A 23,045-nucleotide genomic window follows, 5' to 3' on the forward strand; every position below is an offset into this window, starting at 1 on the left:
GCGCCTTCGCGCCCTTCGCCACAACATGGAGTTTATCATGACGAATCGTACCCAACGCCTGAAAGCCAGCCTGTTCGCCCAGCCGCGCGAAATCTCCCTTGAGCGCGCATTACTCTACACTGCCAGCCATCGGCAGACGGAGGGCGAGCCGGTGATTATCCGCCGGGCGAAAGCCACCGCGTGGATCCTCGATAAGGTGATGATTTCGATTCGTGAGGATGAACTGATCGCCGGCAACCGCACCGTCAAACCGCGGGCAGGGATTATGTCGCCCGAGATGGACCCCTACTGGCTGCTCAACGAGCTCGACGCCTTCCCGACCCGCCCCCAGGACCGCTTCGCAATAAGCGAAGAAGATAAGCAAATCTACCGCGAAACGCTGTACCCCTACTGGGAAAAGCGTTCAATGAAAGATTTCATCAACGGCCAGATGACTGAAGAGGTCAAGGCCGCCGTCAACACCCAGATATTTAGCGTGAACCAGACCGATAAAGGCCAGGGCCATATCATCATCGACTATCCACGGCTGCTGAATCATGGCCTTGGCGCCCTGGTCGCCGAACTCAAAACGCACTGCGCCCAGCAACCGGAGAACCCCTTTTATCAGGCGGTACTGATCCTGCTGGAAGCTTCCCAGCGCCATATTTTGCGCTACGCCGCGCTGGCCGAGGAGATGGCTGGGCACTGTCAGGACCAGCAGCGTCAGCAGGAGCTGTTAACCATCGCCGCTATTTCGCGCCACAACGCGCAACACCGGCCAACGGACTTTCCCCAGGCCTGCCAGCTGTTCTGGTATATGAATATCATTCTGCAGTACGAATCCAATGCCAGCTCGATTTCGCTGGGGCGTTTTGACCAGTATATGCTGCCGTTTTATCAGGCATCGCTGAATCAGGGTCAGGATCCCGCGTATCTCAAGGAGTTGCTGGAGTCGCTGTGGGTGAAATGCAACGATATCGTCCTGCTACGCTCCTCCAGCAGCGCGCGCTATTTCGCGGGTTTTCCCACCGGCTATACCGCCCTGCTCGGCGGGCTGACGGACACCGGGCGCAGCGCGGTCAACGTGCTGTCATTTTTATGCCTCGACGCCTATCAAAACGTTCAGCTGCCGCAGCCGAATCTGGGCGTGCGGGTCAACGAGCTGATTGATCGCCCGTTCCTGCGTAAAACCGCTGAGACCATTCGCCTGGGTACCGGGATCCCGCAGATTTTCAACGATGAGGTGGTCGTGCCGGCCTTCCTTAACCGCGGCGTGTCGCTGGAAGATGCCCGCGATTACGCGGTGGTCGGCTGCGTGGAGCTCTCTATTCCAGGGCGCACCTACGGCCTGCATGATATCGCCATGTTTAATCTGCTGAAGGTGATGGAAATTGTGCTGCAGGAAAATGAACATCAGCCTGACGTCACCTGGGACGGCCTTATCTGCCAGATCCGCGACAAAATCCGCCATTACATCAAGCTGATGGTCGAGGGTAGCAACATTTGCGATATCGGCCACCGCGACTGGGCGCCGGTCCCGCTGCTCTCCTCGTTCATTGAAGATTGCGTGCAGCACGGCAAAGATATCACCGCCGGCGGCGCGCGCTATAACTTCTCCGGCGTCCAGGGTATCGGGATCGCTAACCTGAGCGATTCGCTGTACGCCCTGAAGGGTATGGTCTTCGACCAGCAGCGTCTCAGCTTTGACCAACTGATGGCCGTGCTGAAAGCCAATTTCCAGACGCCGGAAGGGGAAAAGATCCGCGCCCGGCTGATTAACCGTTTTGACAAATACGGCAACGATATCGACGATGTCGACAATATTAGCGCCGATCTGCTGCGTTTTTACTGCAAAGAAGTCGAGCAGTATCTGAACCCGCGCGGCGGCCATTTTACCCCCGGCTCCTACACCGTCTCCGCGCACGTGCCGCTGGGTTCGGTGGTGGGCGCCACCCCGGACGGGCGACTGGCCGGCGAACAGCTGGCGGACGGCGGCCTGTCGCCGATGGTCGGTCAGGATTCCCAGGGGCCGACGGCAGTGCTGAAATCGGTCAGCAAGCTGGATAACTATCTGCTGTCGAACGGTACGCTGCTGAACGTCAAATTCACTCCGGCAACGCTGGCCGGCGACGGCGGCCTGAACAAACTGGCCGATTTTTTACAGGCCTTCTGCAAGCTCAAGCTGCAGCATATTCAGTTCAACGTGGTCAATGCCGACACCCTGCGTGAAGCGCAGCAGCGGCCGCAGGACTTTGCCGGTCTGGTGGTACGGGTCGCGGGCTACAGCGCCTTCTTTGTTGAGCTGTCAAAGGAGATTCAGGATGACATTATCCGCCGCACCGCGCATCAGCTGTGAGGTCATCGACACGCGCGCCGACCGGGCGCGTATTTTTAACCTCCAGCGCTACTCGCTCAACGATGGCCAGGGGATCCGCACGGTGGTCTTTTTTAAAGGCTGCCCTCATACCTGCCCGTGGTGCGCCAATCCCGAATCAATTTCACCCAGGATTCAGACCCTGCGCCGGGAGAGTAAATGCCTGCGCTGCACCCGCTGCCAGCAGGACGTCGCCGAATGTCCGTCCGGAGCGTGGGAACAGATTGGCCGCGATGTGACGCTGGATAACCTGTTGCAGGAGGTGCTGAAGGATGAGGTCTTCTTTCGCGCCTCCGGCGGCGGCGTCACCCTCTCCGGGGGCGAAGTGCTCATGCAGGCCGGGTTTGCCGCCCGCTTTCTCCAGCGCCTGCGCCAGTGGGGGATCCGCACCGCCATCGAAACCGCGGGCGACGGCGCTTTTGACCGCTTCCTGCCGGTGGCCGAAGCCTGCAATGAAGTGCTGTTTGATTTTAAAATCATGGAACCTGAGCGGGCGCGGTCGCTGCTGCGAATGAATCAGCCACGGGTGCTGGACAATTTTCGCCAGCTGGCGGCGAGAAAAATCAACCTGATCCCGCGGGTGCCGCTGATCCCGGGCTACACACTGAATACCGATAATTTTCGCCAAATTCTGGCGTTCCTCGCCCCTTTCGCGCTAAAAGAAATGCACCTGTTGCCGTTTCATCAATATGGCGAGCCCAAATACCGTCTGCTGGGCAACCCCTGGACGCTGGCCAGCGTGAAAGCGCCTGACGAAGCGGAAATTCAACCATATCGGGTGATGGCCGAAGCGGCCGGTTTCCACGTCACTATCGGCGGTTAACGCCAGGAGGATGTTATGGACTTCAATATTGTCGCCGTCACCGCCTGCGTCAGCGGGGTGGCGCATACCTACATGGCCGCCGAACGACTGGAAAAGGTCGGTCATCATGAAAAATGGCACCTGAAGGTGGAAACCCAGGGGGCGCTCGGCGTAGAAAATCGGATCACCGCGGAAGATATCGCCCGCGCCGAAGTGGTGCTGCTGGTGACGGATATCGAAATCGACGACCCCCAGCGCTTTCGCGGCCTGCGGACGATTAAAACCAGCATCAAGAGCTTCCTGCTGCAGCCGCAGCAGATCGTCGAGGCCGTGAAAAGCATCATGAAAAAGCCGGTCGTCTATGTAGAACTTCCCTGACCGGCGACAGGCCTTATTCTACATCCAGCAGCCATTTTTGCGCCGGCGTCAGGCGGCTTGCCGTCTCCGGCGTGAGCCAGCGCCGCTGGTCCTGCTGCGGCGTATCCGCACGATCGATATATAACCCATGCAGTACGCGTCGTCTGCTGCCTTCACGATTACGGGTGCCGCCGTGCCAGGCGTGGGCGTTGTAGATCATCACGCTGCCAGCCGGCGCGGCAAACACAATCTCATCGGGATGGGCCTGTTCCGGGTCGGCCAGCACCTCCTCCGGTAACTCGGGGCGGAGGTGGGTACCAGGAATGATCCGCGGCGCGCCGTTGGCGGCGCTCAAATCGTCTATCGCCCAGATGGTATTCACCAGGTGGACTTTGGGAAAATCCGGGCGCGGCTTTTTCCAGTCGGCGTGCAGCGGCTGGTGGCCGCCGTTATACAGCGCCTCGCGGGCGTTCAGGCTGGAGACTTTAAAATCCCCGTTGAAGATATAGCGACAAGCGGAGAGGATCAGCGGGTGTGACCAGACTTTCTCCCAGATAACCCCCTTATTAATCAGGTTAGCGATCCGCGTCGCCGTCGCCTCCTGATGGTGCTCCATCGCCAGATTATCGCCTTCGCGTTCAACCAGGGTGTCAATGAGCAGGCGCATTTCGCTCAGCCACTGGGCGTCAACGACGTTATGCACGACGGTGTAGCCGAGGGTGTCGAGCTCGTGTTTCATTTGCGCGCTGAGCGTCTGGCTGGCGCCTAACGCATCGAGAAAGTTAGCCGATGATGAGTTCATTTTACGTTCCTTTTTAACGTTCCGATAACACAAACAAACTCTACTGGTCCCTCCGCGGCATGACACGAGGCGAGCGCTACAAAAAACTGGACATACGTACGCGAGCCCACAAAGTGTGATGGACATCAATAATCTCTTTTCCGGCGATGCATGCGCTACAGCTGGCCGGCAATCCGCTGCGCAAAATGGCTAAACTAACGCTGCCGGGAAGGAAAAAATAGATTACCATCAACAGGATAATGCGCATGCTGAGGGCAAAGAATGATTGAAGATCTGCCGGATATACTGCATCGGTTAATCGGTCAAAAAGATCACCTACAGGTGAGATTTCCTGAGCCGGATATCTCCGTGCCTGCCCTCGCCTTCAACGTGCCGTTTCCGCGTCTGGAAATTGTGCTGGAGGGCCAACTGAATGAACAGGGACTGCCGCTGGCGGCCTCGACGTTAACCACGCTGCAGGTACTGTACGTGCAGGCGGGGAAGTGGACGCTGCCGCAGTGGACCGGTCCGGCCACTACCCTGAGCATTCTGTTTGGTCGGCAGAAACTGGGATTCAGTATTCAGCGCTGGGACGGAAAAAGCCTGCACACGGAAAAACAGAGCGTTTCCCGGCTTGGGCCGCGCGTGGGTTCCTACCTGTTGCTGAGCCTGAATGAAGTCAGCCTGCAGCCCGATCCGCTGACCGCGCGACTGGTGATCGCCGCGCTGCTGAGTCATTGTCGTGAACAGCTGGTCGGGCTGGAGATGCGCGTCAGCCGCAGCCGGGATCTGTTTCTCGCCGTCCAGGACTACCTCGAGGAAAATCTCAGTCTACCGCTGACGCGGGAATCGGTAGCCAAACGTTTTCACATCACGCCCAACTATCTATCGCATATTTTTCAGAAATCAGGCTCGGTGGGATTTAATGAGTATCTGACCCGGGTTCGCCTGGAAAAGGCGAAGCAGCTATTGCGCGGCTATGACCTGAAGGTGAAAGAGATTGCGCACAATTGCGGCTTTGTCGACAGCAACTATTTTTGCCGGGTTTTTAAACGCTACACAGAACGCTCGCCATCGGAGTATCGGCGACACTGCCGTAGCGCGCAGCAGGCCTAACCTGCCGCACCGGCAGATGGCGCCCACTCCACGCGGCCGCGGCCGTTATGCTTGGCCTTGTACAGCGCCTCGTCGACTTTACGGATAAACGTCTCCTGCGCTTCGCCTGGCCGCCAGGTTCCGACGCCAATGCTGATCGACAGCGGCGTCTGATGATTGATCAGGATGGTGCGAGCGTTAGCAAGGATCGACTGCGCCAGAGCGTGCAGCTCGGGCTCCGACAGGCCATCGACGATAATGGCGAACTCTTCCCCACCGATCCGCGCCGGCTGGACCTGCTCGCTGGTTAGTTTCGCCAGCTGTTTCCCCAGCGAAAATAACACTTCATCCCCCACCAGGTGGCCCCAGCTATCGTTGATTTTCTTAAAAAAATCGATATCCAGAATCATGAGTCCCAGCGCATGCCCGGACTTCTCGCGAATGGTATCAATGAAAAAACGCCGGTTGGGTAACTGGGTCAGTTCATCCTTCAGGGATTGCGAGCGCGCATCGACGTACAGCAAATTGATTCGCTCAATAATTTTGTAGACCCCCACCACGGTCAGCAGCATCCCGGAGAGGCGCAGCAGATCTTCGCAGTAGTAGCCCATCCAGCGCGGCTGAACCACGATCTCATCCATCACATCAAAGGTGCCGCCGGCAATCCACAACAGCAGCCCATAGCGTACCCAGTTGACGGCAATGTGGCTCATCCGCACCTTCGCCGAGCTCCACAGCATAAACACCAGAAACAACAACGCCAGCAGATCGATATAGAGGCCGGGGTTAGTCAGGATCTCGTGTCGTGTACCGACCGGAGGCGACACCAGGGCGCAGCCGACAGCAACAGCGACGATAACCAGCAGCGCAGGCAGGAGCGTCACCCGGGCCACAGCGGCCGGGCCGGGGCGATTCGCAGGAGTATGGAGTTCAGGCATAGCGGTGTCTCATGGTAACAACAGGGCCGATCGCGAGACAGGATAACAGTTAAGCGTAGCGGGACGAATGAAAAAGCGACGGTTCGGTAAAATGGCGGGAACTGGACTGACCCCGCGGAATTGTTCCAACGTACTACCACTCCATGGCGACGAGGTCAGTGGCGCGGATACTAGCGGCTTCATCCGCCATCTAATTAGCTTTCCGTGCGGCGCCGTCGATAGCCGGCGCCGCCTGCTCAGGGATTAGCCGCTAAACACTCGCGCCTTGCCGCTGACCGTCAGTCTCACCATCGCGCCGGGCTGCCACGCCGGCTGGCTCACGGTTCGCAGGACAATCGGCCGCTCGTGCCCAGCCATCGACAGCGTCAACGTGGAAAGCTGGCCTGAGAAATCGACATCGCGGATAATGGCGGTACTTTCCTGCGGCCCGCTCACACTGACGCTCAGCTGTTCCGGACGCAGCATCACCCTACCTTCGCCAGCAGGATGCAGTGCGTCCGTCGCCAGGACCCCCAGCGCGCAGCTTGCCCGGCCGGGGCTCAGGCGTGCGGGGAGGATCAGGGCATCGCCAAGAAATAACGCCGTCTCTTCATCCACCGGCTGCGAGTAAACCGTCAGCGGGGTTCCAACCTGGGCGAAGCGCCCCTGACGCATTACCGCCACCTGCGTAGCGAACGACAGCGCCTCGTTCTGGTCATGAGTCACCAGAATCGAGGCGATCCCCGTCTCGGCCAGCAGGTCCGCCGTCGCTTTGCGTGTGCTGGCGCGCAGCCCGGTATCCAGTGCAGAAAACGGCTCATCCAGCAGCATCAGCGCCGGCTGCTGAGCCAGCGCGCGGGCCAGGGCAACACGCTGCTGCTGGCCACCGGAAATTTCGTGTGGCCAGTGACTCGCCAGACCAGCGTCGAGGGCGACCATCTCCATCAACGCCCCCACGCGGCGACGCTTCTCCTCACGGCTGGCGTCGAGCCCCCAGGCGATATTGTCCGCAACATTAAGATGAGGAAACAGCGCCCCTTCCTGCGGAACATAGCCGATCCGTCGCTGGTGGGCGGGGACAAACACACCGTCGGCAAACAGAGACTTACCGTGCATGACGATCCGCCCGTGATCGGGCGTTTCAAAACCGGCGAGAATGCGCAGCAACGTGGTCTTCCCCGAGCCGGACGGACCAACAATGGCCGTCCGGCTCCCCGGCGCTACGGTCAGATTGAGATTATCGAGGACCAGCGCATCAGCGAAGGATTTCGAAATAGAAGACAATTCCAGCATGTTACAACCCTGCCATTTTTTTCGACTGCATATAAAGAACCGCGGTCAGCGGCAGCGAAATGACGATCATCAATAGCGCGTACGGTGCCGCCGCTACGTAGTCGATCTCACTGGTTAACGCCCAGAAACCGGTCGACAAGGTGCGGGTGCCTAACGGCGAAAGCAGTAGTGTGGCGGTGAGCTCATTGCTGACGCCAAGGAACACCAGCGCGGCACCTGCAGCCGCGCCCGGCGCGGCAAGCCGCATAGTGATACTCCACAGGGCGCGGGCCGGACTGCGTCCAAGACTACGGGCAACGTTTTCCAGCTCCACCGGCGCCTGCGCGATACCGGCGCGCAGGTTAATCAGCGCACGCGGCATAAACATCAACAGATAGGCCAGAAACAGCGTCACTTCGGTCTGGTACACCGGACGGGCGTAGTGGATGGTGACCGTCACCAGCGCCAGCGCGGTGACAATACCGGGCAGCGAGCTGGTGATGTAATTACACCCCTCCAGCAGGCGGAACAGCGGGCGCGGATAGCGCACGCCGAGCCACGCAATGGGGATCGCGCAAACCGTTGTCAGCAGCGCCCCGCCCGCCCCCAGGAGCAGGGTCTGGCGCAGAGAATGCCAGAGATCGGCATGCAGCCAGTTGTCGATGCCGCCCAGCCATAGCCAGCGGCACAGGACCAGTAAGGGAACCCCCATCGCCAGCATCACCAGCAGCAGAAGCAGTAGCTGCGCGCCAAAAGCGGCCCCTTTACCCAGCACAAGCCGCTTCTGCTCGCGGGCCGCCCCGGCGCCGATACGCGCGTAACGCGCTTTACCGCGTGAGGCGCTCTCAAGCAGCAGGATCGCCAGGCAGCACAAGGCCAGCACGCCTGCCAGCATATTGGCGGCCGGACCGCTGAAGGTCGACTGGAACTGATCGTAAATAGCGGTCGTGAAGGTATCGAAGCGGATCATCACATACAGGCCATATTCCGCCAGCAGATGCAGGGCCACCAGCAGCGCACCGCCGCAGATTGCCAGACGCAGCTGCGGGAGCACCACCCGGAAGAACACTTTCCACGGCGGCGTGCCCAGCGACGCGGCGACATCTTCAAGGGTGGGATCGAGGCGGCGCAGCACGGCCGCCACCGGCATATAAATAAACGGATAGTAGGCGAGCACCGAGAGAAACACCCCGGCGGAGAGGCCATGCAGCGAAGGCACGGCACTGACCCAGGCGTAGCTCTGGACAAAGGCCGGGATCGCCAGCGGGGCTACCGCCAGCGCCGACCACAGCTGCCGACCGGCAAGGGCAGTACGTTCCGTCAGCCAGGCCAGCGTCACGCCGAGCACAATGCTGATGGGGACCGCCAGCACCGTCAGCCACAGGGTATTGCTGAGCAGCTCCCCTACCCGCGGACGAAAGACCAGCGCTTTAATGGTCGGCCAGCCGGTGTCGAACCCAACCGCCACCACAAACCCTAACGGCAACAGCGCCAGCAATGAAAACAGCAGCGCTAACGCCACCATCGGAAATGCAGGACGCCTGCGCTCGGGCAGGCGTCCTGTTTTCTTTCCGAGCGACAAACTCAGAACAGACATAGCAACATCACTTCCTCAGGATCAGAGCAGGCCAGCCTGCGTCATCAGCTCAATGACCTTTTTACTGTTCAGCGAGGAAGGTTCTACCTTCGGTGCATCCAGATCTTTCAGCGGGGTCAGTTTCGGGTTAGAGGCCGCATCTACCCCCACGGCATACTCGAAGGCGTTATTGGTGCGCAGTGCATCCTGCCCCTGCTTGCCGGTGATCCATTTAATAAAGGCCTGCGCCTGCGCCTTATGTTTGCTGGAAGCCAGCACACCGCCTCCGGAAATGCTGACGAAGGCGCCCGGATCCTGGTGTTTGAAGTAATACAGTTGGGTGTTTTTGCTGTTCTCGCCGGTTTTGGACTGATCGACGAAGCGATAGTAGTGGTAGATCACCCCGCCGTCGATCTGTCCGGCGTTGACCGCTTTCATCACCGTGCTGTTGCCTTTATAGGCGACAAAGTTGGTTTTCATCGCCTTCAGCCAGTCGAGAGTCGCCTGCTCACCCTTCAGCGCCAGCATCGCGCTGACGATAGCCTGGAAATCAGCCCCCGATGGCGAAGCCGCCCAGCGCCCTTTCCACTCCGGTTTTGCCAGATCCATCAGGGAATGCGGCAGCTGCGCCTCGCTGATTTTCGCCGGGTTGTAGACAAAAACGGTGCTGCGCGCGGCAATGCCGATCCAGCGCCCATGCTGCGGACGGTACTGCGCCGGAACCTGCTGCAGGGTGGCGGCATCCAACGGGGCGAAAAGTTTGGCATTATCGACCAGCACCATCGACGGCGAGTTCTCGGTCAGAAACACATCGGCCGGCGACGCGGAGCCTTCCTGAACCAGCTGATTACCCAGTTCACTGTCATCGCCATTGCGCAGCGTGACCTTAATACCGGTCTCTTTGGTGAATCCATCCACCCACGACTTCACCAGATTTTCGTGCTGGGCGTTGTAAACCACAATCCCGTTCTGAGCGTCAGCCGCCATCCCCTGCGGCGCCAGAAACAGAGAAGCGGCAACCAGCGCTGCCGTATGGAGGGGCGATAAGCGAAATTTCATGAACGCATCCTTAATGAAATAGGGCAATAAACGGTAAATAGCCTGAGCGGAGAGGATTAAATCACAGCAAAAAAAGAATGATAATGAAAACAATTATCATAAACTTAAAAAAGCAAAAAATAGCGCCGGTCGGTTATTAGGGATTAGAAAATGCTTAAAACCATCCACTCCCGAAATTTAGATTAAGAAAACATTAAGCTGCGATTTTTTTATTACCTTCGTGACAGAACAGCCGCCTCTGCACGTTATCCGCGGTCTTTGCCGGCGGGTATTGTGATACTGATCATGTTTTTACATGCTCCGTCGTCGCGGAGGTTATCCCCCTTCTACGATCATTGGATAACGCCTTTACCGTCAGAGGGATGATTAACTTTATGCACACTCACCCTGGCACGCACGATAAATGAAAGAGATAAAGCGGCGAAACGCATGGATTGCCTTTTCCCTGGCGCTGGTGGTGTTTCTTGCTGGCGTGTTCGTCATTAACTGGCAACTGTGGCATTCGGACCAGGCGACTCATGTCGCGGCCGCCCGTCAGGCGGCGAAAAAGATCGCAGCCATTCTGGATGAGGCCCATGCGGCGACGGCCACGGCAATGAACGTTAGCCGCCGCGGTTGCTCCGTGCAGGGTCAGTTCCAGCTCGGGACTGAGGCCGCCCTGCAGCCGCATCTGCGCACGATCGTGCTGGTAAAAGATGGCCAGGTGTGGTGCTCGTCGCTACCCGGCAATCGGGTACTGACGCTCCATCCGGAATCCTTGCCTGATGAGCTGCTGCAACTGCTGCCCGCCAGGATGATGGTTAACAAGCGGCCGGTGCTGATCTATCACACGCGTTCAGCGCAGGTGAGAGTCATTGTCAGTATCAGCGACATCCATTTGCGCGATGCCTTGTATAGCGATGAGGATAACGCCGGGCTGGCGCTCTCGGTCAACCATCAGATGATCGCCAGATATGGCGATGTGGAGCCGCTGAAAGCCAGCCCACATCAGGATATATTTAGCTCACCGGACTACCCGTTTCGCATTATCTATCCCGAGTCGCCTTTTTTTAGCCCCGGCCGCTTATTTCAAAATGGTTTCGGTCTGCTGATTTTCATTTTCTCTGTCTCGCTATTGTTTTATTTCCTGCTGCGCAAATACCTCAATGTCTATACCTCTGAAGAAGAGAACCTGCGCTACGCCATCGCCCAGGGCGATATCGTTCCCTACTATCAACCGCTGGTGAACGGGAAAACCGGGGAGATCTACGGCGTGGAAATTCTCGCCCGCTGGCAATACACCACCGCGCAGCGGCGTTCGCCCGCGGAATTTATTCCACTGGCCGAACGTACCGGCTTAATTATCCCGCTGACCCGCAGCCTGATGGCGCAGGTCGCCGCCCAGATGAATCCCATCTTCAGTAAGCTGCCGGATGGGTTTCATATTGGCCTGAATATCAGCGTGTCACACATTAACGCCCCGTCGTTTATCGATGACTGCCTGCACTATCAGCGCGGCTTTGAGGGGAAAGCGGTGAAGCTGATGCTGGAGATCACGGAGCAGGAGCCGCTGTTGCTCAACGACGCGGTCGTGGACAAGCTCAATACGTTACACTCCCGCGGGTTTTCCATCGCGCTGGACGACTTTGGCACCGGCTATTCCGGGCTTTCCTGTCTCCACGAGCTGATTTTCGACTATATCAAAATCGATCAGAGTTTTGTCGGCCGGGTAACCGGGGAGGCGCCGTCAAGCAAGCTGCTGGACTGCGTGATAGAGATGGCCCGGACGCTGTCACTGCGCATCATTGCCGAGGGTGTCGAAACCCAGGTCCAGCTGGAGTATCTCAATCGCCAGAATATTCATCTGCTGCAGGGCTACTATTTCTGGAAGCCGATGCCCTACGTCGCGCTGGTGATGCTCCTGCTGAGCAAACCGAAGGCGCGGATTGTCGAAGAATAAGCGGGCGCTCCATCACCCGCGGGCCTGCACCAACGTCATCACTGAGTGAACGTGTTCAGCGCATCCTGTCGAGTCTCCTTAATGGAAAAGATGCGATCCATGCGGGTGAGCTTAAACAGGTTTTTAATCGTGTCATTGAGTGAACACAGCGCCAACTCGCCCTGACCGTTGACGCTTTTCAGAATGGATACCAGCGCGCCAAGACAACTACTGTCGATGAAATCGACGTGGCTCAGATCCAGCAGCACGTTTTTGGTATCCGGGTCGATAGCCTCCAGAACCTGCTGCTTAAACGCCTGCACGACGGAAGCATCCAGTCGGCGCACAAGAGGTACAATAATTTTTACGCCCTGCTCGATATGTAATTCAACGTTCATGCTCATCCTCAATAGTGACTGATATCCGTCGACGAGTCCCTTTTCCGCTCGGCGTGTTCTCTCTTTAGCAGGTGATACCCCAAATATCCCGGGCGTAGCCACGTATAGTTCTGTCGCTGGAAAATTCTCCCATCCGACAAATATTGAGTAAGGCCCGACGGTGCCATTGTTCCGGCAGTTCAAAATCGGCCATCGCCTGCCGCTGGACCTGACAATAACTGTCGAAATCCAGTAAATGACAGTAATGATCGCCCTCAGTCAACATGTGGTGAAGTGGTGCAAACAGCTCACGATCGCTGGTGAACAACCCAGACACGAGGGTATCGACAACACGCGCCATAGCCGGGTTCTGATGATAGAAATCATGGTGATGCCCAAGGCGCCGGCTCTCTTCAATCTCTTCCGCCACGGCGCCAAACAGATAAAAATTATCGATCCCCACGGCCTCGCGGATTTCGATATTCGCCCCATCATAGGTGCCGATGGTTAACGCGCCGTTCATGGCAAACTTCATATTGCTGGTGCCGGACGCCTCGGTCCCGGCGGTGGAAATTTGCTCGGAGAGATCTGTGGCCGGAATGATTTTTTCCGCCAGCGAAACTTTATAATCTTCGAGGAAAACTACTTTAAGCTGCCCGGCAACCTGCGGGTCGCGGTTAATTTTTCGGGCGACGGTATTAATCAACTGAATAATCAGCTTCGCCATCCGATAGCCCGGCGCCGCTTTACCCGCAAACAAATGCACCTTAGGCGCGATAGTTTTCCCTGTCTCTTTGATATCCAGATAAAGCGCGATCACGTGAAGAATATTGAGCAACTGACGCTTATATTCATGAATACGTTTGACCTGACAATCAAACATCGCCAGCGGATCGAGGACGATGCCATAGCGTTGAGCGACCAGCTGGCTGAGCGCGGTTTTGTTGGCAAATTTAATGGCCCGGATATTATCAATAACAGCAGTATCATCGGCCTGGCTTTCCAGACTGGACAGCAAGGGTAAATCGGTTGGCCACCCTTCCCCCAGCTGTTGGTGCAAAAAAGCGGCCAGGCCGGGGTTAGCCTGCTGCACCCAGCGTCGCGGCGTGACGCCATTGGTCTGATTAATGAATTTCTCCGGGGTCATAAAATAGAAGTCGGGCACCAGTTGTTTCTTGACCAGTTCCGAATGCAGCCATGCTACCCCGTTCACGCGATGGCTACCGACAATCGCCAGATTGGCCATACGGATTTGCTTATCGTGATGTTCGTCGATTAAAGACAGCGAGGATAACAGATGATTTTTATCCGGCCAGCGCCGGGCTACCTCTTCAAGGAAGCGATGGTTGATCTCAAATATAATTTGCAAATGACGCGGCAGCAGTTTTTCAAACAGCGTCACCGGCCAGGTCTCCAGCGCTTCCGGCATCAACGTATGATTCGTGTAGGCACAGGTGTTTTGCGTTATCTCCCACGCCTGCTCCCAGGGCAGCCGGTGTTCATCGACGAGGATACGCATCAGCTCCACCACCGCTAATGCCGGATGGGTGTCATTCAGCTGAATCGCCACATGCTGCGGCAGGAAAGTAATATCGTCATTAACCTCGGCATAGTCGCGAAATATATCCCGCAGCGTACAGGCCACCAGAAAATACTCTTGCGTCAGCCGCAGCTCTTTTCCGGTCAGCACCTCATCGGATGGATAGAGTATTTTTGAAATATTCTCCGACGCGATTTTATCACTCACCGCCTTGATATAATCACCGCGATTGAAAATATGGATATTAAAGGAGTCAGAGGCCACCGCGCTATAAAGCCGCAGCTTGTTGGTCGTCGTATCCCGGTAACCGGAAACGAAATAGTCATGGGGTATACCGATAATCGTTTTCCAGCCCAGCCACATTGGATTGTAATTGCCATCAACATCTTCGCTGTGTTCAATATAACCTCCCAGCGGGATCAGGATTTGCTGAGCATGATGTTCGACCAACCACGGGGAGTGCATGGAATGCCAGTCATCCGGATGCTCGATCTGCTGGTCATTTTGAAAGGATTGGCGAAAAAGACCATATTCGTATTTGATGCCATGCCCGGATGCGGCAATATCAAGGGTGGCCATCGAATCGATAAAACAGGCGGCTAAGCGCCCTAACCCTCCGTTACCCAGCGCGGCGTCGGGCTCTTCGTCAAGAAGGTGGTCAAGATCAAACCCCAGGTCATTCACCACCTGGTGCATCTCCGCCAGTAAATTCATATTCAAAAGGTTATTACGCAGCGACTGTCCCAGTAAAAACTCCATCGACAGATAGTAAACGCGCTTTTTACGTTCTTCACGTTGCCGCGTCTGGCTCAACAAAAAATGGTCCTGTTGAAAATGACGAATGGCCAGCGCCACCGCGTTAAAAATATCGCCATGCGTAGCTTTATTTAAGCTAACACACAATGTGTACTGTAATTGCTGTTCAACCAACGCCCGTAATTCTTTGATATTTTGCGGGTTAATGTCAGGCATGCTGACCTCTCTGGTCTCTGTATCTGCGTAAAAACCATGGCAGGTAAATCATCATTTTTCCAAGTATAGACGAAGATATTTTGCCGTATGGTTTTTATTCCTCAGCACCATTGCCGTTTATAACAAGAGGCTGAATAATTAAAATAACAACCATTTGCAATGGATTGATCGTCACCTTTTCGCCAGCGATAACGCTACAGACATGGCGGGTTTGCGGAGTCGGGAGGTGAAGGTGAAGTGCAGTCAGGACGGCTACAGGTAAAAGCAAAAAGGGGTTACCTTTCGGTAACCCCTTCTTTTATATGGCGGAAGCGCAGAGATTCGAACTCTGGAACCCTTTCGGGTCGCCGGTTTTCAAGACCGGTGCCTTCAACCGCTCGGCCACACTTCCGGTGTGAGGCGCACTATAAACACCTCGGCGGATGCTGTAAAGCACCATTTTGTTCAACTGCCTTAAAAACAAACAATCTTGTGTTATTCGTCTGAATTTCAGGCAGTTCGCACAGAAAATCAGCGCCCTCACCGCTATCCAGAGGGCTATTTTTTAATGTACATGTCTTTGGTGTAGTAATACCCCAGCTTATCCGGCGTGAAACCGCCCACCCTGGGTTTCACTAAATGGGTACGCACATAGTGATAGACCGGAATGGCGGGAACATCCTGCGCCAGCAGATCTTCCGCCTGCTGATAGTATTTGCCCCGTGTCGCTACGTCGGAGGCTTTCGCCGCATTGCGCAGGGCCTCATCGTAAGCAGGGTTGCTGTACTGACTGGTGTTCTCGCTATCACCGGTACGGAACGTATTGAGGAAAGTGGCGGCATCGTCGTAATCGGCGATCCAGGCATAGCGGACGGCGTCAAAGTTATGGGTATGCATGGTATCCAGCATCGTCTTCCACTCCTGGTTCTGCAGCTTCACCTCGACGCCGAGGTTTTTCTTCCACATAGAGCTGGCGGCGATGGCGATACGCTGGTGCGACTCATAGGTGTTATACAGCAGGGTAAAGACCAATGGGTGACTGTCATCATACCCCGCCTGCGCCAGCAGTTTTTTCGCCTCAGCAATCCGCTTCTCGCGCGGCCAGCTGGCGTAGTCCGGGTTGTGCAGCGTCACGCCGCCGATATCCGGCTGGCTGATCACCCAGGCCGGTCGCTGCCCCTGGCCAAGCACTTTTCCGGCAATGATATCTTTATCAAGCGCCATATTCAGCGCGCGCCGCACGCGGGCGTCGTTAAACGGCGGGCGGGTAGTATTGAATTCGTAGTAATAGGTCGCCAGCTGCGGCGAAACGTCCAGCTGATCGCCCATGGTTTTCTGCAACTGCGCAAACTGATTGATCGGCACCGTATAAACAATATCGATCTCCCCCGCTTTGTAGCGGTTGACATCGGCAGCCTCCGAAGAGATAGGCAGGTAAGTCACTTTATTAATAACGGTGTGCGCATTATCCCAGTACTTCGCATTACGTTCAGCCACCAGCCGCTCATTCACCACCCATTGGGTCAGCTTATACGGGCCGCTGGTGACGATATGCTCTGGTCGGGTCCATTTATCGGCAAAACGCTCCACCAGCACTTTGTCGATCGGTACCAGCGAAGGGTGCGCCAGCATCGCCAGGAAAGCGGCATTCGGCTGGCTCAGAGTGACCTGCAGCGTGGAGTCATTCAGCGCTTTCACCCCCAGCGTCTCGGGTCCCTTTTGCCCCAGGGCAATTTCGCGAGCGTTGGCGATATGCATATTGCCGGGATAGCTCGCATAGGGCGAGGCGGTGGCCGGCGAGACCAGCCGTTGCCAGCTCCAGACGATATCCTGCGCCGTGATGGCCGTGCCGTCGGACCAGGTCAGACCGGGGCGTAAATGGAAGGTCCATAACAGGTTGTCCTTGTTTTCCCAGCGCTCCGCCAGCCGGGGCTGGATCGCCCCCGCAGGCGTCACGCTGACCAGCCCTTCAAAGAGATCGCTAATGATGTTGAATTCAATGTCGCTCTCGACTTTATGCGGATCGAGTGAGGCAGGTTCACTGCCGTTATTTCTGACCAGCTCCTGCTTTTCCGCCAGCTGGGTGCCAGGCGGCACCTGTGCCGCCAGCGCCCCACCGGTTATGACCATCAGACTCATTGCCAGGAACGTTCGCGTGATGTGATTGTTTTTGTGTAATGTCATTTCCCTTTGCCTTTAACGTACGGAGTTATTCCCCCTTCCACACTTAGTCGCAGAATTTAAATAAAGCAATATATTTCAGCAACCTATAAGATTTCGATCGGCTCACCGAAGCGAAACGCGAAAACATATCGCTTTTCCCAATCCATGTAGAATTTTATGCTGGGCAAAAGCGGCAAAAGCTAAGTAAAGATGGGTAAAAGCATTAGGGCTTCACGCTTGTTTTTCTTATTCTTTATCCCTAATTACATTTGTCATAAGAGAGTGACTCATGGATCGCATAATTACATCATCGCGTGACCGTTCCTCGCTGCTCAGCACGCACAAGGTTCTGCGTAACACCTACTTCCTGCTCAGCCTGACGCTGGCGTTTTCCGCTATCACCGCCACCGCCAGCACGGTGCTGATGCTCCCTTCCCCGGGGCTGATTTTAACCCTCGTGGGGATGTACGGTCTGATGTTCCTGACCTACAAAACGGCGAATAAACCCACCGGGATTATTTCCGCCTTCGCTTTCACTGGGTTCCTCGGCTATATCCTTGGGCCGATGCTGAACGCGTACCTTTCTGCCGGCATGGGCGATTTGATCGGCTTGGCGCTGGGCGGCACCGCACTGGTCTTCTTCTGCTGCTCGGCCTACGTGCTGACGACGCGCAAAGATATGTCCTTCCTCGGCGGAATGCTGATGGCGGGCGTGGTGGTCGTCCTGATTGGTATGGTCGCTAACCTGTTCCTGCAGCTGCCGGCGCTTCATCTGGCGATTAGCGCGGTGTTCATCCTGATCTCTTCGGGTGCCATCCTGTTCGAGACCAGCAACATCATCCGCGGCGGTGAAACCAACTACATCCGCGCCACGGTCAGCCTGTATGTCTCGCTGTACAACATCTTTGTCAGCCTGCTGAGCATCCTGGGCTTCGCCAGCCGGGACTAACCGCTCCCCTGCTTCACCGAGGCCTCGCTTATGCGGGGCCTTTTTTTTTGCTACACTGCGGCCAGTTTCAGGCGGTATGTGAAAAATCATGTTTATTTTTGAAGGCAACGAAATTGAAACGGATAGCGAAGGCTATCTGAAAGATACCACCCAGTGGAGCGAGGCGATGGCGGAAGTCATTGCCGCGCAGGAAGGGATAACGCTCGCCGTTGAACACTGGGAAGTGGTGCGCTTTGTGCGCGAGTTTTATCTTGAATTCAACACCTCTCCGGCGATCCGCATGCTGGTGAAGGCGATGGCCAACAAGTTTGGCGAAGAGAAAGGCAACAGCCGCTATCTCTATCGCCTGTTCCCGAAAGGCCCCGCCAAACAGGCGACCAAAATCGCCGGGCTGCCGAAGCCGGTGAAGTGCATCTAATAGAGAATCGCGAATTTTTCCCAGCTGCGGGTGGGTTGATGGGGTTCGGTTAACACCCGGTCAACCCGCGCGCTGCGCGGCCCTCCGGCTTTCAGCCAGGCGATGAGTTTCTCCACCTGCTCTGCCTCGCCGCAGGCAAGCACTTCCACCCCGCCGTCGTCCAGATTACGGGCATAGCCGGTCAACCCCAGTTGCAGCGCTTCCCGCTGTGTTGAATAGCGAAATCCCACGCCCTGAACCGAACCGTAAACCCATGCCATCGTGCAGATACTGGCCATTATCATCTCCTTTTCGCTCACACTTTACGCTGAGGATAGCAAATTCGCTCAGCGTACGTGCTTCGGCAGTAAACCATAATGCTGACGGAAGCGCGCGGTAAAGCGCGATCCCGACTGATAACCGCTGTTCTGCGCGATTTCGCCTATTGGCCGCGAGGTGGTCTGCAGCTGCCCCAGGGCGTGAGCCATCCGCACCTCCTCGACGATCTGGCGAAAACTCTGCGATTCCTGCTGCAGCCGACGGCGCAGCGTGGACTCGCCGAGAAAGAGCATTTTCGCCACCCGCGACACGCTCCATGCCTGCGCCGGCGACAGCATGACCAGTTGTCGAACCTGCGCCGACAGATCCTGCTGCCGCTCGACGAGCAGCGGGCCCGCATAGCCCGCCTCGTGCAGGGCCAGCAGCAGGCCCATAGTCTGGTGGAGCTGTAGAGAGGTGGATAATCCCTCCCGCACCGCCTGCAGAACGCTTTGCCACATAAACGCCAGCTCTGTCGTCACCGGGGCGCAGAGCGAGGTCAGACGCCCTGGGGGTGGTTCGCTGAGATAACGGGTCTTAAACGTCGTCAGCAGCTCGGGGGTCAGCGACAGCAGATCGGAGCAAAACAGGCCGTTCTCCGGCTGGTTAATCACCTCCAGCTCAACGTCAGCCGGCAACACAATCAGCTGTTGCGGCGTCGCCAGCACCCGGCTCTCCCCTTGCACAATCACTTTGCTGCCGCGTTTCACCCGACAGAGCGCCGGGGAGAATAGCCGCACCCGATGCAGTCTGCACAGCCGTCGGGTGGTGACCTCTGCCGCGGTTAAGGCGTTATGCTGAAAGTGGATACTCTCCATCGGATCGACCCTTTATTTTAGCGCCCGGCCATCGCCGTCAACTGTACGCTGGCGAGAGCATGGCTGTGTAACAGATAGCCGACCAGCGCCCCGCTGGCCCCGGCATCCACCGGCAGCGTAGGGACATCCAGCGCCCATACCGTAAAGCGGTAGCGATGCGGTTTATCTCCCGCCGGCGGACAGGCGCCGCCGAAACCAGCATAGCCAAAATCGTTGCGGCCCTGTACCGCTCCGCCCGGCAGTGTAGCGCTGTTTTTATCTCCCGCGCCAGCGGGCAGCGAAAAGACGCTGCTGGCGATATTGACCACCGTCCAGTGCCACCAGCCGCTGCCGGTAGGCGCATCGGGATCTCTGACAGTGACCGCGAAGCTTCGCGTCCCCGCCGGGGCATTTTTCCATGCCAGCTGCGGAGAGACATTGCCTCCGGTACAGCCGAAACCGGCAAACCAGTGCTTCCGGGCCAGCGCCTGCCCGTCATGCATATCATCGCTGCTCACGCTAAACGGCGCAGCCATCGCGCCACTACTCACTGCCGCGACCATCGCCACGGCCATGCGGATACCTGTTTTCATCGTCTGCTCCTCGTTGGGGTGAGAAAACAGGGTATGAGAGTCCGCACAAACTGAATGTGCCGAAGCGCCTGCATTTTGTGCCGAAACGCTCACCTGTGCCTGCCGGGCGAAAGATGCTTGCGTGCGCCAGGTGTGCTACTCTACGCGCCATTTTTCGGTGCCGACATTCCCGTTGCTTAAAGGTAGCTCCATGACAGATTCCCTATTCCCCCGCTTAGTGTTAGCCAAAGGACGCGAGAAATCCCTGCTGCGTCGCCATCCGTGGATTTTCTCAGGCGGCGTCGCCCGCATGGAGGGTAAAGCCCGCAGCGGTGAAACCATCGATATTATTGACCATCAGGGAAAATGGCTGGCCCGCGGCGCTTACTCGCCGTCGTCGCAGATCCGCGCCCGCGTGTGGACCTTCGACCGCAATGAAGCCATCGATAGCGCCTTCTTTGAACGCCGCCTGCAGCAAGCGCAAACCTGGCGGGCATGGCTGGCCGAGCGCGATGGTCTCGACAGCTACCGTCTGATCGCCGGCGAGTCCGATGGGCTGCCGGGCGTCACTATCGACCGCTTTGGCAACTTTTTCGTGCTGCAGTTGCTCAGCGCAGGCGCCGAATACCAGCGGGCCGCCATCATCAGCGCCCTGCAGAACCTGTTCCCGGACTGCGCCATTTACGATCGCAGCGATGTCGCCGTGCGTAAAAAAGAGGGACTGGAGCTGGCCCAGGGGCCGGTGGTGGGCGAGCTGCCCCCGGCGCTGCTGCCGATCACCGAGCACGGCATGAAACTATTGGTTGATATCCAGGGCGGGCACAAAACCGGCTACTACCTCGACCAGCGCGACAGTCGCCTGGCTACTCGCCGCTATGTCGCGGATAAGCGGGTGCTGAACTGCTTCTCTTATACTGGCGGCTTTGCGGTGTCAGCGCTGATGGGCGGCTGCCGCCAGGTCACCAGCGTGGATACCTCTCAGGAAGCGCTGGACGTCGCCCGACAGAACGTCGAGCTCAACGGACTGGATCTGTCCAAAGCGGAATTTGTGCGCGACGACGTGTTCAAACTGCTGCGTAAATACCGCGATCAGGGAGAGAAATTCGACGTGATCGTGATGGATCCGCCGAAATTCGTGGAAAACAAAAGCCAGCTGATGGGCGCCTGCCGCGGTTATAAAGATATCAATATGCTGGCGATCCAGCTGCTGAACCCCGGCGGCGTGCTGCTGACTTTCTCCTGCTCCGGCCTGATGACCACCGATTTATTTCAGAAAATCATCGCCGATGCCGCAATTGATGCCGGGCGTGATGTACAATTTATAGAACAGTTCCGTCAGGCTGCCGACCACCCGGTGATCGCAACCTACCCGGAAGGGCTGTATCTGAAGGGGTTTGCCTGTCGCGTCATGTAACTTGAAAAACGAAACATGAGCCTCATATAGGGAGTATTCATGTTTCCCAGGAGGTGCCTATGATAGCCAGCAAATTCGGTATCGGCCAACAGGTCCGCCATACGCTCTTGGGCTACCTGGGTGTCATCGTCGATGTCGATCCCGAGTATTCACTCGCGGAACCGGAAGAGGATGAGATTGCCGCCAATGACGAACTGCGTGCGGCGCCCTGGTACCATGTGGTGATGGAAGATGATGATGGTCAGCCGATCCACACCTATCTGGCAGAAGCGCAGCTGAGCAGCGAAACCCGCGAGGAACACCCGGAACAGCCGTCCCTCGACGAACTGGCCAAAACGATTCGTCAGCAGCTGCAGGCTCCGCGCCTTCGCAACTAAAACAAAACCCCGCCAGGCGGGGTTTTTTGTTATTTTGCTAATCCCAGTCGCGGTAGCTCAATGGCCGGGCAACGATCCATCACCACGTTCAATCCGGCTTCTCTGGCCAGCACCGCGGCCTGCTCATTGATCACCCCCAGCTGCAGCCACAGCGTTTTCGCGCCGATGGCTATCGCCTCTTGCGCCACGCCCCACGCCGCTTCTGAATTACGGAAGACATCAACCATGTCGACCTTTTCCGGAACGTCGGCGAGCGTCGCATACCCTTGCTGTCCCAGCAGCGTCTTGCCCGCCACCTTCGGCGAAACCGGGATAACGTGATACCCCTGATCCAACAGATACTTCATGACCCGGTAGCTCGGGCGGTCAGGTTTATCGCTGGCGCCAACCAGCGCAATCGTCCGTGTCGACGTCAGGATGCCGGCAATATCGTTCTCTTTCATGGGTTCCTCCTGCTATTTCACCTAAGTGTATGCTAATCCGCAGCAGGCGGCCATCCAGGCTAACCCACAGATTCGACAAAATTTTCACCCCGATGCTTGCAGCGGCAGCCACATTCAGTAATCTGTCTGCAGGTCAAAATGTGGAATGAAAATATGGAACTGACAACTCGTACCCTGTCCGCGCAAAAACATATCGCGCTGGTGGCTCACGATCACTGTAAAGATATGCTGATGAAATGGGTCGCTCGCCATCAGGCGTTGCTGGCGCAACACGTTTTGTATGCCACCGGCACCACCGGTAACCTGGTCTCGCGGGCTACCGGACTGGAGGTCAATGCCATGCTGAGCGGCCCGATGGGCGGTGACCAGCAGGTTGGCGCGCTTATTTCAGAAGGCAAAATCGACGTGCTGATCTTCTTCTGGGATCCGCTGAACGCCGTGCCTCACGACCCGGACGTCAAAGCGTTGCTGCGCCTGGCCACCGTCTGGAACATTCCGGTCGCCACTAACGTCTCCACCGCTGACTTTATCATCCAGTCACCGCACTTTAATCAGCCGCTCGATATTCTGATCCCGGATTATCCGCGTTATCTTGCCGAGCGCCTGAAATAACCCAC

At 57.0% G+C, this 23,045-nt stretch carries 21 protein-coding genes, 1 tRNA gene and 2 pseudogenes; 11 read left to right on the forward strand and 13 right to left on the reverse strand.

The features are described from left to right. Positions 1-37 precede the first annotated feature (37 nt). Genes FHW76_RS05110 through FHW76_RS05120 form a run of 3 tightly spaced genes read left to right on the forward strand, consistent with a single transcriptional unit; the run spans position 38 to position 3,533 of the window. The gene (locus tag FHW76_RS05110) at positions 38-2,335 is read left to right on the forward strand and encodes a formate C-acetyltransferase (protein WP_183476338.1); all 2,298 of its coding nucleotides are present in this window, start codon (positions 38-40) and stop codon (positions 2,333-2,335) included. Further along, entirely contained in the window at positions 2,301-3,176 is an 876-nt protein-coding gene (locus FHW76_RS05115; protein ID WP_064323749.1) for a [formate-C-acetyltransferase]-activating enzyme, read from the forward strand. The genes FHW76_RS05110 and FHW76_RS05115 overlap by 35 nt, the downstream gene beginning before the upstream one ends. A 15-nt stretch (positions 3,177-3,191) precedes the next feature. Further along, a complete protein-coding gene (locus FHW76_RS05120) occupies positions 3,192-3,533 on the forward strand; it encodes a PTS fructose-like transporter subunit IIB (RefSeq protein ID WP_008805913.1) in 342 nt (113 codons plus the stop codon). A 13-nt stretch (positions 3,534-3,546) separates the two neighbouring features. Here FHW76_RS05120 and FHW76_RS05125 read toward each other — a convergent pair whose 3' ends face one another. After that, positions 3,547-4,314 carry a phytanoyl-CoA dioxygenase family protein gene (locus FHW76_RS05125; protein ID WP_004183607.1) on the reverse strand — a complete coding sequence of 256 codons (768 nt, stop codon included), beginning with the start codon at positions 4,312-4,314 and terminating at the stop codon, positions 3,547-3,549. A 261-nt stretch (positions 4,315-4,575) separates the two neighbouring features. Between FHW76_RS05125 and FHW76_RS05130 the strand changes: the two genes are divergently transcribed. Further along, positions 4,576-5,409, forward strand: a complete 834-nt coding sequence (locus tag FHW76_RS05130; protein ID WP_008805911.1) for a helix-turn-helix transcriptional regulator — start codon at positions 4,576-4,578, stop codon at positions 5,407-5,409. Here FHW76_RS05130 and FHW76_RS05135 read toward each other — a convergent pair. The 4 genes from FHW76_RS05135 to FHW76_RS05150 form a co-directional block, all read right to left on the reverse strand. Then, positions 5,406-6,326 (reverse strand): GGDEF domain-containing protein, encoded by a 921-nt coding sequence (locus FHW76_RS05135; RefSeq protein ID WP_008805910.1) that lies wholly within the window; start codon positions 6,324-6,326, stop codon positions 5,406-5,408. The genes FHW76_RS05130 and FHW76_RS05135 overlap by 4 nt on opposite strands. A 243-nt stretch (positions 6,327-6,569) precedes the next feature. Then, on the reverse strand, positions 6,570-7,598 hold the full coding sequence (locus tag FHW76_RS05140) for an ABC transporter ATP-binding protein (RefSeq protein ID WP_110191077.1): 1,029 nt from the start codon (positions 7,596-7,598) through the stop codon (positions 6,570-6,572). 1 nt (position 7,599) lies between these two features. Continuing rightward, the gene (locus FHW76_RS05145) at positions 7,600-9,174 is read right to left on the reverse strand and encodes an iron ABC transporter permease (protein ID WP_008805909.1); all 1,575 of its coding nucleotides are present in this window, start codon (positions 9,172-9,174) and stop codon (positions 7,600-7,602) included. 21 nt (positions 9,175-9,195) lie between these two features. Continuing rightward, positions 9,196-10,212, reverse strand: coding sequence for an iron ABC transporter substrate-binding protein (locus tag FHW76_RS05150; RefSeq protein WP_115655385.1), 1,017 nt, complete (start codon positions 10,210-10,212; stop codon positions 9,196-9,198). Positions 10,213-10,615: 403 nt separating this feature from the next. On the opposite strand from FHW76_RS05150, the pseudogene FHW76_RS26365 reads away from it, so the two are divergent. Next, positions 10,616-11,230 (forward strand): annotated as a pseudogene (locus FHW76_RS26365) (CSS-motif domain-containing protein); the annotation flags it as partial. 159 nt (positions 11,231-11,389) lie between these two features. Then, a pseudogene (locus tag FHW76_RS26370) lies at positions 11,390-12,151 on the forward strand (EAL domain-containing protein); the annotation flags it as partial. Positions 12,152-12,189: 38 nt separating this feature from the next. On the opposite strand, the gene FHW76_RS05160 reads toward FHW76_RS26370, so the two are convergent. The 4 genes from FHW76_RS05160 to FHW76_RS05175 all read right to left on the reverse strand — a co-directional run bounded on the left by FHW76_RS05160 (position 12,190) and on the right by FHW76_RS05175 (position 17,182). Then, positions 12,190-12,528, reverse strand: coding sequence for an STAS domain-containing protein (locus FHW76_RS05160; RefSeq protein ID WP_183476343.1), 339 nt, complete (start codon positions 12,526-12,528; stop codon positions 12,190-12,192). Between the two features lie 64 nt (positions 12,529-12,592). Beyond that, on the reverse strand, positions 12,593-15,019 hold the full coding sequence (locus FHW76_RS05165) for a glycogen/starch/alpha-glucan phosphorylase (protein ID WP_055322987.1): 2,427 nt from the start codon (positions 15,017-15,019) through the stop codon (positions 12,593-12,595). 303 nt (positions 15,020-15,322) lie between these two features. Continuing rightward, positions 15,323-15,410, reverse strand: a tRNA-Ser gene (locus FHW76_RS05170). Positions 15,411-15,556: 146 nt separating this feature from the next. Further along, positions 15,557-17,182: an ABC transporter substrate-binding protein gene (locus FHW76_RS05175; RefSeq protein ID WP_055322986.1), complete on the reverse strand. Its 1,626-nt coding sequence runs from the start codon at positions 17,180-17,182 to the stop codon at positions 15,557-15,559. A 268-nt stretch (positions 17,183-17,450) separates the two neighbouring features. Between FHW76_RS05175 and yccA the strand changes: the two genes are divergently transcribed. Then, positions 17,451-18,110 carry an FtsH protease modulator YccA gene (gene yccA / locus FHW76_RS05180; RefSeq protein ID WP_002898458.1) on the forward strand — a complete coding sequence of 220 codons (660 nt, stop codon included), beginning with the start codon at positions 17,451-17,453 and terminating at the stop codon, positions 18,108-18,110. A gap of 88 nt (positions 18,111-18,198) precedes the next feature. Next, entirely contained in the window at positions 18,199-18,528 is a 330-nt protein-coding gene (tusE, locus tag FHW76_RS05185; RefSeq protein WP_002898457.1) for a sulfurtransferase TusE, read from the forward strand. Here the strand turns inward: tusE and yccX are convergent. Genes yccX through FHW76_RS05200 form a run of 3 tightly spaced genes read right to left on the reverse strand, consistent with a single transcriptional unit; the run spans position 18,525 to position 20,215 of the window. Beyond that, positions 18,525-18,806, reverse strand: a complete 282-nt coding sequence (gene yccX, locus FHW76_RS05190) for an acylphosphatase (protein ID WP_012542291.1) — start codon at positions 18,804-18,806, stop codon at positions 18,525-18,527. The two genes, tusE and yccX, sit on opposite strands and share 4 nt — an antisense overlap. A gap of 48 nt (positions 18,807-18,854) precedes the next feature. Then, positions 18,855-19,643 carry an AraC family transcriptional regulator gene (locus tag FHW76_RS05195; protein WP_008805902.1) on the reverse strand — a complete coding sequence of 263 codons (789 nt, stop codon included), beginning with the start codon at positions 19,641-19,643 and terminating at the stop codon, positions 18,855-18,857. Between the two features lie 17 nt (positions 19,644-19,660). Beyond that, positions 19,661-20,215, reverse strand: a complete 555-nt coding sequence (locus FHW76_RS05200) for a YbhB/YbcL family Raf kinase inhibitor-like protein (protein ID WP_008805901.1) — start codon at positions 20,213-20,215, stop codon at positions 19,661-19,663. Positions 20,216-20,405: 190 nt separating this feature from the next. Between FHW76_RS05200 and rlmI the strand changes: the two genes are divergently transcribed. Both rlmI and hspQ read left to right on the forward strand, forming a co-directional pair. Beyond that, positions 20,406-21,608, forward strand: a complete 1,203-nt coding sequence (gene rlmI / locus FHW76_RS05205) for a 23S rRNA (cytosine(1962)-C(5))-methyltransferase RlmI (RefSeq protein ID WP_183476345.1) — start codon at positions 20,406-20,408, stop codon at positions 21,606-21,608. Between the two features lie 59 nt (positions 21,609-21,667). Further along, positions 21,668-21,985 carry a heat shock protein HspQ gene (gene hspQ / locus FHW76_RS05210; protein ID WP_183476347.1) on the forward strand — a complete coding sequence of 106 codons (318 nt, stop codon included), beginning with the start codon at positions 21,668-21,670 and terminating at the stop codon, positions 21,983-21,985. 29 nt (positions 21,986-22,014) lie between these two features. Here hspQ and FHW76_RS05215 read toward each other — a convergent pair whose 3' ends face one another. Continuing rightward, a complete protein-coding gene (locus FHW76_RS05215; RefSeq protein ID WP_002898434.1) occupies positions 22,015-22,428 on the reverse strand; it encodes a CoA-binding protein in 414 nt (137 codons plus the stop codon). 153 nt (positions 22,429-22,581) lie between these two features. Here FHW76_RS05215 and mgsA point away from each other — a divergent pair, with 153 nt between their 5' ends. Then, positions 22,582-23,040 (forward strand): methylglyoxal synthase, encoded by a 459-nt coding sequence (gene mgsA / locus FHW76_RS05220; protein ID WP_008805898.1) that lies wholly within the window; start codon positions 22,582-22,584, stop codon positions 23,038-23,040. Positions 23,041-23,045 lie beyond the last annotated feature (5 nt).

The sequence above is a fragment of the Klebsiella sp. RC2 genome (assembly GCF_014192815.1).
Lineage (GTDB): Bacteria > Pseudomonadota > Gammaproteobacteria > Enterobacterales > Enterobacteriaceae > Klebsiella > Klebsiella variicola.